Below are 10,683 nucleotides of genomic sequence, written 5' to 3'. Positions count from 1 at the left end.
CGGTTATAAACCGAAGCAACCTCAAAATTAACTTTAAATTGGTTTTATTAAAGCTCTTTTGCTGTTTTGTCTTTTATGTCAAACCAGTTTGAATTGGCTGAAGTAATCAAGCCTGGTACGTCTTTTAGCCATTGTTTTTGAACCGATTTATCAAGATTTAAATAAAGTTTGTTTTCAACAATTTTGAAAGCTTCAGGATCTACGTCAAACTTTTTCTCCATTGATACACCAAACGCACAAAAGCCACCAAATTGTGGTACGTACTTTTCTGGGTTAGCTCTAAATAAGTCGCGGTGCTTAGCTGAACTGAACTTATAAATGGCATTTTTATGTGTTGCAGTATATTCAGAGCTGCCTGTTACCGCTTTGTTTTGGGTAAAGTAAGCAACGGTATCGTAACCACTAATTGCAATGTCGTTAACGTCTGCATTTGCGTCTATGTCTGCTGCAAAGCTTAGTGAACTTGCAAGGACTGATGCTGCAAAAAAAGCTGATTTAGTGAGTGTCGAAAATTTCATGTGTATCTCCAAAGAGTAATTTAATTAATGTGTTTGTTTAAAGCTTAGGTGTACTTTATCGTTATACTTTGGTTAATATGCGTCTATTAGTCTGTATTTTCATACCAATAATCCAAGGAGGCGTTTATGGACGTACTTTCGAGTGTATTGAGTCACTTTTCGCTTAATGCCAATGTGTTTTTTAGTGGGAACATGTGCGGTACGAGTGACTTTAGTGACGATCAAGGTGTTGGGCATTTACATTTATTACGTTCTGGTACGTTAAAAGTGCGTAGTAATAGTGGCTTTGAAGTTGTTTTATCTACGCCTTCGGTTATATTTTTTCCTCACTCTACAGGGCACTGTTTATTTTCGGATAAGGGTGACGGTGCTGATTTAGTGTGTGCACAAATTAGCTATCAAAGTGGAGGGCATAGCCCTTTATTGCAGGCGCTGCCTTTTTGCTTAAATTACGAATTAACGGGTGATGGATTATTAACGCAGAGCGCTTTTTGGATTTTTGAAGAGGCATTTAAAGACGCCAGCGGTAAGTATTTAATTATAGATCGCTTATGCGATGTATTTTTAATTAGTGTGCTTCGTAAAGTACTAGAAGAAGGCACAATTAAAAGCGGGATGATGGCAGGGCTTGCCCATCCTCAGTTGGCTAAGGTATTAATAAAAATACACCAAACCCCAGAACAAAGCTGGTCGCTCAGCACTATGGCTGAGGAATGTGGTATGTCGCGCTCTAAATTTGCCGATACCTTTAAGCGAGTAATTGAGCAAACACCGGCTGACTATTTGGCTGATTGGCGTTTATCGGTTGCTAAAAAGCTTATTTTAAAAAATCAAAATATGGATTTAGTGGCTAATCAGGTTGGGTACGAAAATGGCTCTGCACTTGCCCGTGTATTTAGAAAAAAAACAGGGCAAGCGCCAAAAGAGTGGTTATTGAGTCAGCAGTAAATTTTTAGTTTCTTTGAGTAAGCTGCATTTTTGAATCTGGTGAAGGTTTTCGTAATATCAAATTAATAGGGTCTTAATTTACCTCAGAATCACGATAAAACCAGTCATGCCCGAGGTTACGACTTGAGTGAACTTCGGGCATTGTTATTTGGATAATCTTGAAATTAAATTTTAATCGCCTTAGTAGGAGTTATTGATAATCCACTAAAATACTTCATTACCAATTGGCCTTGGCTGTTTTTTTCTATTACTAAGTAATTGTTTGAATTAGGATAGTAAAAGCTATTTTTAGACATCGTAATAAGTTTTGTTTTATCGCCACCAGTGCGCTTTGAATACAAAACGTCATTTTCAAAAATTAGGCTGCGTAAGGTGTTTTTATCAATACGATAATCACCCAATACGGGCGCTAATTGCTGCTCTGTTACCTCTGCTTTTTTAAACTCGGGGAGTGCAATACCTAGTACTCTGGCTGTGAGTTTTTCGTTGATAAAAATAGGGTTTATGTGGTTTGAATTAGCCAGTACTGCAACATATAGCTTTTGTTCTGGAATATAGCGTGCATGCGCTAAAAAACCATTTATTCCGCCAGTGTGTTTAATTACGGTGTATTCATTCAAAGGCTTAATAATTAATCCGTAACCATAGGATGAAAAGCTGCCGTCATTTAATTTAAAAGGGCTTACCATCTTCTCATAACTTGCTTTACTAATAAGCTTGCCAGACGATAACGCACTAAACCAAATGTTTAAGTCAGTTGGAGTAGATATAAGCGCACCTGCGGCATATGGCCAATCCATATTAATGTAGTTGGTGTTGATAAATCCTTGCTCTGTTTGCTCATACCCAGAGGCGCGATGGGCAACAATTTCTTGCCCTTCATAACTACTCTGGTTCATTTTTAGCTTTTTAAATATGTGTTGTTCAATAAAGTCTTTGTAAGACTGGCCACTTGCTACTTCAATTATTTTACCAAGCAGTGAATAACCGGTATTTGAATAAGCCATGGCTTCGCCGGGTTTAAACACCATTGGGTGTTTGGCAAATCTCGCTAACGCATCGTCAACGCTGGTGGGTACTTGTATTTCTTTATCGAATAAGTCGTCGTCATCTGTGTAGTTGGCGATGCCTGAGGTGTGGGTTAATAAGTTTTCGATTGTGACGAGGTTGCCCTCTGTTGGGAAGTTTGCAACATACTTATGAATATCATCGGTAACCGCTAGCTTACCTTGCTCTTGCAGCATCATAATTGCAGCTGCAGTAAATTGTTTTGAAATAGAACCTAAACGCAAAACGCTTTGCTCATTAAGTGCAATGTTATGTTCAAGGTTGGCAAGCCCGCGCGCTCCTTTAAAAAGTACTTTGTCATTTTTACTTATAATTACCGATACCCCAGGCTCGTTTTCAGCAAGGTTCTCGTTAAGAATTTCCTGATATTGCGAGGCTGTCGGGTTGGCTTTTACAAGGCTGGGTGTTAATAGCGAGAGGGCTAACAAACAGCTAGCGTAAAATGGCTTAATCATATTCATCCTTTTTAGTTTTTATACCAAACCTCTAGATAGGCTTAGCGATCCTTGTGTTTTATAGTGAGTTAATATTGCACAGCTAAAAAGTAAACACAATTATCGGATTTTATAGGGGCTCAGTAATAGGTATAATCGCTGCGTTTATTGGTTTTTATTATATTTTTACAAGGAAGTTGTTGATATGCCTGATGTAACGGCTCTATTTTATATTGCCATAATGGCCTTTTATTTATTGCGCTCAAATGATGGAAGTAAGTTAATTATAACTACGATCGTTTTAGCTGCTATTCCTCTATTTACGAGCGATTATTGGCAGTGGTTACAATTAAGTGGGCTGTTAAGTGTCATTATTTTAATTATAGAAAAAGAGAAAGCAGGGGCTACCGCAGGCGGTGCAATTGCGGTGTTAGTCGCTCTATTTATTGGGGCTTTTATTGTAAGTATAATTATTAATGCTGCATGGACATTTACGAGTAATTTTAAGCTTTCTACTTTTGAAGTTAAAGCTCCCTTAAGTTACGGATGGTCTACTCATATTATTTGGTTGTATTGTCTTACTTTTGTTATACCGCTATTTGCCATTTTACGCGGTATTAAAAAGCCCGTAGCATTCTTTGGCACTAATTTAACCGCACTCGCTTTAGCTGTATTACCACACTATTGCGGCTCATTTATTTATGGGCTTATGCTAAGCGTAGCTATTATTGCTTCTCTTTATTTAGTCGCTTTCGTGTTTAAAACAGATTCTGAACAACGCTTTATGTTTACGTATATGGGTATGAGTGGACTACTAACAAGCTGTATAGTTAAAGGTGTAATGGTGGCCTATTTTTAAACTTCAGCTGTTTATTTTATCCATATTAAAACCAATCTGCTGCAACTTGTAGTGGGGTAGGGTCGCTTTTTTCAGATACCCAAAATACTAAGGCTTGCTTTGTTGGCGATATTTTTTTAGCGCGAGGCAGGTTTAAGTCAGTTAATGATAATTGTTGCTTAGTTTGCATGTCACTTTGCTCGTAGCCAATAACAACAAAGTCGTGTTTTAACTTATGGCCTGCGTTTTCGCCGCTGTGTATTTGTGTTTCTATGCCAAAGCCTAACAGAGCTACATGGGCTATTAAGTTTTGGTTAGTATCATCTTTGGTATTAACAGTATCGTATTCGAGATTAATTTTACTATTGTTTATAGTCGCTTTTAAATTACCTAAATGAGGGGCTTTAGCTACAGGAATAGCTTGCTTATAAAACCAACCTTGCCACCCGCTGCCGTTAACCATAAATCCTGGGGTTGCTACAATCCTACTTTTACCGAGTGCTTTATAAGTACGTTGTCTTTTACTAAAAACAGCAGAGGCAAACGGGTCTTTCCATCCTAAATAATCCCAATAAGTAACATGAAAATTAATAGGGATTAAATCAGTCCATAGCTTTTCATCATCTGTAAACGTTGAAATCCAGCGCTCTGCTGGTGGGCAACTACTGCAACCTTGCGATGTGTAAAGCTCTAAAAAGGTAGTCGGATTAGCTGTACTGGAAATAGTTACTTGCTCAGCAGCTTGGCTTTGAAAGCAAAAAATTATTAACCCAACAAGTGAGATAAAAAATGGACGGGATAGTGCTTTAAAAGGCATGTTACTTCTCGCAAAGGTTGATATTGCATTCAGCCTAAATGATATTTACGAATGAAGTATCACGAAATACTCACAATTAAATCACGTTTTAACTGTATATTTTACTTGGTTAAAACTTAATTTGAACACCCGCTCAAGTTGTGTTTTAATCGTTGCTCAATTATTGAGGAACTTTACATGATTAAATTTTATTTTCACCATACTCCTAACCCAATGAAGGTTGCTCTTTTTTTAGAAGAAACAGGCTTGCCGTTTGAACTTGTTCCTCTTGATACTTTAAAAGGTGAGCAACATACACCTGAATTTAAAGCAATTAACCCAAACGCTAAAGCGCCAGCCATTGTTGATGGTGAAACGCGTGTGTTCGATTCGAATGCTATTTTAATGTACCTTTCTGAAAAATATGGAAAGCTTGAAGGTAAGGCCGACGATCGCGCTGAAATGCTGTCGTGGTTAATGTTTATCGCATCTGGTTTAGGTCCGTATTCAGGGCAAAGTGTTCACTTTAGACATATGGCACCAGAAGGGCTTGATTACGCGGTTAATCGTTATTTACGTGAAGCGCAGCGCCATTACGAAGTGCTTGATACGCACCTTGAGGGTCGTGACTTTATTGTGGGTGATACATACACAATTGCTGATGTATCTGCATGGGGCTGGATTGATAAAGCACCGGTTGTATTAGGTGAAGAGGGCTTAGCACCGTATCCAAATCTTAAGCGTTGGTTTGAAAGCATTGATAGCCGCCCAGCGGTTGCACGTGCACGCGTAATTGGTACTGATGTAGCCTTTAAAAAAGAGTTTGATGAAGACGCTAAAAAAGCATTTTTCCCTTCAAACTACCCAAAAGTATAAAAAGTACTTAATATAAACAGCAGAGCAGTTAGCTGATCTGCTGTTTAGTATTTTATGGCTGTGTTAACGCCTCTTTATTTTCATCTGCCACGAATAAATTAACTTCCTCGGTGTGCTGGCTTACGCTATTTCTTTTTAGGGCGATGTATAGGTCTGAGTGAATGTATATACCCTCTGTTCCTGATTTCATACCGGCAATTTCAAACCATGACAGCAGCTGACGTTTCCTGCCTGCAAGCTCAAGCCTTATATCGCGCTTTTTAAATATAACATCTAGATCGGCAAGCATTGCCATTACGCTTAAATCTAAGTGAGTAAAGCAAGGTACTGCATCAATTATTACACAGTGGGTGTCGTCTTTTTGTCTTGCGTATTGCTCAAGTAATCTGCGTTTAAAGTAGCTGGCATTAAAGTAAGTTAAAGGTGAATTAAAACGATAAATAAACACGCCTTGCACTGCTTTTGCTTTATCTGTGGCGTCTAAACTTCTTACTACACCGTTAACATCTACGCCGAGTATATTGTCGGTTGGGCGCATTACAGTGCGAATAAATTGAAATAACCCCAGTAATACAGCAAGTGTGATCCCTGGTATAACGCCAATAAATAACACCGCAAGTAAGGTGGCTGAGGCGAGATAAAATGCCTGTTTATCTTTTCGTTTTAATTGCCAAACAGCTTTTAAATCGAGTAAATGAACAGAGGCAATAATGAGTACAACACCTAGCGCTGCGCTTGGAATAAATTCAAGTGGGGCTGTTAAAAATACGGCTATGACAGCAATAATGGCCGCTGCTATTATTGATACTAACTGTGTTTTACCACCTGTTGCATCGTTAACAGCGGTGCGTGAGTCGGCGCCACTGACTGCAAAACCTTGCGAAAGAGCTGACGCTATATTGGCAATACCTAACGCTCTAAATTCTTTATCGGCGTCTATGTCGTAGCCATTTTTAGCAGCAAAGCTGCGGGCAGTTAGCATCATACTAACAAAGCTCACGATGGCTAAGTTAAGTGCGGGGACCACTAACTCACGAATAATCCCTAAATCAAAAACAGGGGTATTAAAAACGGGAAGTCCACCTGTTACGGTGCCAATGGTTTTTATATCAAGCTGTTTTAAATCAAAAATCCACACCAAAAGCGCACCAAAGGCAATGGCGAACATAGATGCAGGCCACGTGGGTTTTACGCGTTTCATCACAAAATAAACCGCCAGTGTAAACAAAGCCATTAATAAGGTGGGGACATGTGTTTGCGCTAGGTATGTGGGCACACCACCTAAGCGTTCAAGTAGGTAGCGTTCGTCAAAGGTAAAGCCAAATACTTTGGAAAATTGACCAACAATAATAGTAATGGCTACGCCGTTTAGTAATCCCATTAAAATAGGTTTAGATAAAAAGTCGGCTAATACACCTAGCTTAAATTTACTGGCTATAAAGCACCAAAAGCCGGTCATAGCGGTCATGGTGACAACAAGTTGCCAATGTTTAAAACTGTCACCTGCAGCAAGAGGTGTTACTACTGCTGCAATAACGGCGCAGGTAGCAGCATCAGGGCCTACTATTAACTGTTTTGAAGTGCCAAAAAGTGCATATAACATCATTGGCAATATGCAAGAATATAACCCTACGGCAGCATTAACACCGGTTAGCTGTGCGTAAGCAATGGCAACAGGTAAAGCTACGGCAGCTACCGATAGCGCTGCTCTTAAATCATCAGCAAACCATTGTCGCTCATAGTGCAGCAATGTATCTAAACCCGGCATAAAATTATATAAACGCGACAGCACTTCAACTTTTCCTGTTAATAGTAATAACGCTTTGATAGTAAATTTAATATTCAAATAAGTATAGCTAGAGGAGAGTATTTTTACGTAATACCCACTGTATTGAATTAGTTATTTACTATAGCGATGGAGGGTTATTTAACTCGGTAGAATAATCATGTTTTTAATAAGGTTGTATAATATAAAGCCACTTTTTTATAGACGTAAAAAAGCCTGCATAAAGCAGGCTTTAGTTTCCAGGGAAAATTAAAATTTAGCGCGAATACCAAAGCTGTAACGACGATCCGCTTCAGTGTACTTCCAAGCACCACCTAGTTCAGATAGGTAGATTGAAGGCTCACCCGTTAAGTTAGTCGCATTACCTACTAGCGTAATATTTTCGTTAATATCCCAGCTTGCAGAGAAATCTAACTGGCCTCTGTCGTCACGGTAGTTATTACCGTAAACAGTGCCTTGTGCTGAAATACTGCCATCTGAGTTAATATTTTCTACGCGTTTTTCGTTTTCAGTATCTAAGAAACTGTCACGGTAGTTATAAGCGATACGAGTAGAGAACCCTTCGTATTCCCAAAATACTTGTAAGTTATATGTATTTTTAGAAATATCTAATAGTGGGTTGCCGTTTGGTTGTTCGCTGTCTGCATACGTGTAGTTTGCATTAACACCTAAGCCAGAAAATGCACCAGGTAAGCTTGTAAAGAACTGTTGGTAACCCACTTCAAAACCTTGTACTGAGCCGTTTTCACCATTTACATTTTTAACTGTATCGATACCCGTTAGTCCTGCGTCACGCAGACCTGCAACATGGTTAAAGCCATCTGCATCTACAGGGAAATCAGTTGCGTCAGAGTATACTAGGTTGTCTTGTGAAACACCTGCAACGTCAAGCTGACATACTTGGTTCCACTGCGTTACGTTTTGACCAGTTGAAGTGCTTGAAGAAGCCTGACAGCTGCTTTCGTTACTTAAGAAAGACTCAACATCTTTATAAAATACAGCGAAAGATAGTACGTTACCTTCATCAAAGTAATGCTCTACTGATAAGTCGTACTGCGTTGCACGGTATGGTTCTAAATCAATAGATCCTTGCGTTGCACCCGTAATATCGTTATTAACGTCAAATGCAGGGCTTAGCTCGCTAAAGTCAGCGCGGCGCATAACTTTTGCAGCAGCAAAGCGGAATAATGTTTCGTCTGAGTAGTTATACGTAACGTTTAAGCTTGGTAAAAAGTCGCTGTAGTCATTGTCGCCAGTTACTTTTTCGCCATTAAGAAATACGCTTGATTCTAAATCTGTAGTCACATAACGACCACCCACAATCGCAGTGATGTTATCAAAGTCTAAGTACGCTGATATGTACACAGCTGCTGTATCTTCAACTACGTTACGGTATGCGCTTTCTTGGAACTCTTGGTTATCTGAAAGACTCCCCGTTGACGCTAGGTTAGTACCTGCAAGTAACTGCTGAAGTTGAGCGTAAGTATTTGCAGGGTTAGATAAACCGTTGTAGCTTAAAAACGTTAGTAGGTCGTTTTGACCAGAATTACCTAATTGGTCAAAAGAGTTGTCGTGGCTAACTGTTGTGAAGCTATTTGAAAAAGCAGCGTTGTAGTCATCAACCCATAAAGTAGCTAATGAACCATCTGAGTCGTTAAATGCATTTTTGTAAATGTCTTTAATTTCTACTTTGTATTGCTCATATTCGTAATCGCGGTTAGTAACACGTACACCTGCTTTTACTTTAGACACCCAGCTTAAGCTGCTGAGAGGTTCAAACATTTCAACATCAAAACGAATAGCTGTTTCGTCATTGTCTGTTCTTCTATCTTCACTTTTAAACGTACGTAGTGCTAAGTTTTGTGGGTCAGTAAATGCATTTGGATCTGAATGAATGATGCTTGGTAATTTATTACCGTCTTGAGAAAATGCACCATCATATAAATGATTTGTTAGCTGAGTTCCGCCACTTGCTTCAAATGTTGATTTTTCGATTGGGCGAAGTGTAAATTCAGAATCAGGTCTTACGCTTTCTGATGATGCTACTGCAATTTCACCAGAGATTTTTATACTGTCAGTAAGGTTCCACTCTGCACCAAGTGCATTTGAAAACGAGTCAGTTTCACGAAAGTCACTGTATGTTTTAGGGATACCAAATTCGTTTGTTAGCGTGTAATTATTTACGCCGTTAGCATCTTGAGTTGTATTTGCATCTGTTGATAACGAACCCGCAACACCTAATATAGAGTTACCACTTTGCTCACCAGAGCGTTTAGTGCCACTTAAATCTAGATACACCATGCCATTACCAGATTGCGGTGCCCACTGAAGTGATAAATTTACAGCAGTACGTTTACGTTGTTCTACATATTGTTCAACACTGTGCTCGTCTCGTACGATAGCGTTGCCACTTGGTGTATTACCTTCTTGGCCATTAATATCAATGTCTTGAGGTTTAACACGGCTAGACGTTTCATCTTGACGAATTTCACGATCTTGATACGAAAACATAGCAATAGCACCAAAGGTACCCATTTCGTCAAAGTCCCAGTTGTTACCAAGTGAACCACTAAAAATAGGTGCTACTTTTTCTGTTTTATCTGCATATTCACCATCTAATGAAACTGCGCCAGTTAGTTTATCTAACTCTAATGGGCGAACTGTTTTTAAGCTAACTGTTCCGCCTAATGCACCTTCAATCATATCGGCAGTAGGAGACTTAACTACTTCTACTGTTTTTAAGAAACTTGATGGGTAATCTTGTAAGCTAATACCGTCACGAGAGTCGCCAATAGTAGAGCGACCGTTTAATTCAACACGGTTTTGAGGTAAGCCACGAATCGAAACACTGTCACCCACACCAAAATCGGTATTAATAGATACACCAGTAATACGTTGCAGTGCTTCTGCAATATTATTATCAGGTAACTTACCAATGTCTTCAGCAACAATCGCATCTACAATACGTCCGTCAGTACGCTTAAGCATAGCGGCGGCTTTCATACTACCTAGCATGCCTTTTACTTCAATAACTTCAATATCTGCAGCTGCCGTTTCTGAAGCTGCCGGAGCCTCTTGCGCTGCAATAGTAGAAGAAGCCATTAATAAAAGGGCTGCTGCACTGATTGTTGTAGAGCTACTTCTTTTATGTTTATTAATTAATGTTGAAGTAATTTGATTGAGTTTCATGTATCTCTCCCGTTTGGGTACGACTTACGTCATTGTGTGTGTTGTTACTTGGTTTGGTTAACCAATTTAACTGCTATTTCCCTGTAGCGTGTCATACAGGTGGTATGGTTGAAATTAGTCCAATTCAGCTTTTATTACAACCTTTGTTTACCAAAAATTCACAAGGTGTATTACAAAGTGTTCTTTTATTTTGCTTATATTTAATAAATTTAATGGCTTATGGTGTATTT

At 39.0% G+C, this 10,683-nt stretch carries 8 protein-coding genes; 3 read left to right on the top strand and 5 right to left on the bottom strand.

Translation table 11 applies throughout. The features are described from left to right. Window positions 1-47 precede the first annotated feature (47 nt). Complete coding sequence (locus GQR46_RS10240) at window positions 48-518, bottom strand: YHS domain-containing (seleno)protein (protein ID WP_165740886.1); 471 nt, start codon at window positions 516-518, stop codon at window positions 48-50. 126 nt (window positions 519-644) lie between these two features. Here GQR46_RS10240 and GQR46_RS10235 point away from each other — a divergent pair, with 126 nt between their 5' ends. Further along, a complete protein-coding gene (locus GQR46_RS10235) occupies window positions 645-1,466 on the top strand; it encodes an AraC family transcriptional regulator (protein WP_165740885.1) in 822 nt (273 codons plus the stop codon). A 164-nt stretch (window positions 1,467-1,630) separates the two neighbouring features. Here the strand turns inward: GQR46_RS10235 and GQR46_RS10230 are convergent, their stop codons facing one another. After that, window positions 1,631-2,989 (bottom strand): serine hydrolase domain-containing protein, encoded by a 1,359-nt coding sequence (locus tag GQR46_RS10230; RefSeq protein WP_165740884.1) that lies wholly within the window; start codon window positions 2,987-2,989, stop codon window positions 1,631-1,633. A 184-nt stretch (window positions 2,990-3,173) separates the two neighbouring features. Here GQR46_RS10230 and GQR46_RS10225 point away from each other — a divergent pair, with 184 nt between their 5' ends. Beyond that, the gene (locus GQR46_RS10225) at window positions 3,174-3,827 is read left to right on the top strand and encodes a hypothetical protein (RefSeq protein WP_165740883.1); all 654 of its coding nucleotides are present in this window, start codon (window positions 3,174-3,176) and stop codon (window positions 3,825-3,827) included. 25 nt (window positions 3,828-3,852) lie between these two features. Here GQR46_RS10225 and GQR46_RS10220 read toward each other — a convergent pair whose 3' ends face one another. Continuing rightward, window positions 3,853-4,623 (bottom strand): DUF1223 domain-containing protein, encoded by a 771-nt coding sequence (locus GQR46_RS10220; RefSeq protein ID WP_165740882.1) that lies wholly within the window; start codon window positions 4,621-4,623, stop codon window positions 3,853-3,855. Window positions 4,624-4,800: 177 nt separating this feature from the next. Here GQR46_RS10220 and GQR46_RS10215 point away from each other — a divergent pair, with 177 nt between their 5' ends. Continuing rightward, window positions 4,801-5,478 (top strand): glutathione S-transferase family protein, encoded by a 678-nt coding sequence (locus tag GQR46_RS10215; protein ID WP_165721108.1) that lies wholly within the window; start codon window positions 4,801-4,803, stop codon window positions 5,476-5,478. 52 nt (window positions 5,479-5,530) lie between these two features. Here GQR46_RS10215 and GQR46_RS10210 read toward each other — a convergent pair whose 3' ends face one another. Both GQR46_RS10210 and GQR46_RS10205 read right to left on the bottom strand, forming a co-directional pair. After that, on the bottom strand, window positions 5,531-7,270 hold the full coding sequence (locus GQR46_RS10210) for a SulP family inorganic anion transporter (protein ID WP_165740887.1): 1,740 nt from the start codon (window positions 7,268-7,270) through the stop codon (window positions 5,531-5,533). A gap of 243 nt (window positions 7,271-7,513) precedes the next feature. Then, window positions 7,514-10,453 carry a TonB-dependent receptor gene (locus GQR46_RS10205; protein WP_165740881.1) on the bottom strand — a complete coding sequence of 980 codons (2,940 nt, stop codon included), beginning with the start codon at window positions 10,451-10,453 and terminating at the stop codon, window positions 7,514-7,516. Window positions 10,454-10,683: the final 230 nt, after the last annotated feature.

Source organism: Pseudoalteromonas sp. Z1A6, assembly GCF_011378745.1.
Classification (GTDB): domain Bacteria; phylum Pseudomonadota; class Gammaproteobacteria; order Enterobacterales; family Alteromonadaceae; genus Pseudoalteromonas; species Pseudoalteromonas arctica.
The sequence above is the reverse complement of the archived record's forward strand: the minus strand, read 5'-3'. Positions and strand labels throughout refer to the sequence as shown.

Coding starts and splice junctions, on each gene's coding strand:
- GQR46_RS10240 (WP_165740886.1), bottom strand. CDS start 518: ATGAAATTTTCGACACTCACTAAATCAGCTTTTTTTGCAGCATCAGTC.
- GQR46_RS10235 (WP_165740885.1), top strand. CDS start 645: ATGGACGTACTTTCGAGTGTATTGAGTCACTTTTCGCTTAATGCCAAT.
- GQR46_RS10230 (WP_165740884.1), bottom strand. CDS start 2,989: ATGATTAAGCCATTTTACGCTAGCTGTTTGTTAGCCCTCTCGCTATTA.
- GQR46_RS10225 (WP_165740883.1), top strand. CDS start 3,174: ATGCCTGATGTAACGGCTCTATTTTATATTGCCATAATGGCCTTTTAT.
- GQR46_RS10220 (WP_165740882.1), bottom strand. CDS start 4,623: ATGCCTTTTAAAGCACTATCCCGTCCATTTTTTATCTCACTTGTTGGG.
- GQR46_RS10215 (WP_165721108.1), top strand. CDS start 4,801: ATGATTAAATTTTATTTTCACCATACTCCTAACCCAATGAAGGTTGCT.
- GQR46_RS10205 (WP_165740881.1), bottom strand. CDS start 10,453: ATGAAACTCAATCAAATTACTTCAACATTAATTAATAAACATAAAAGA.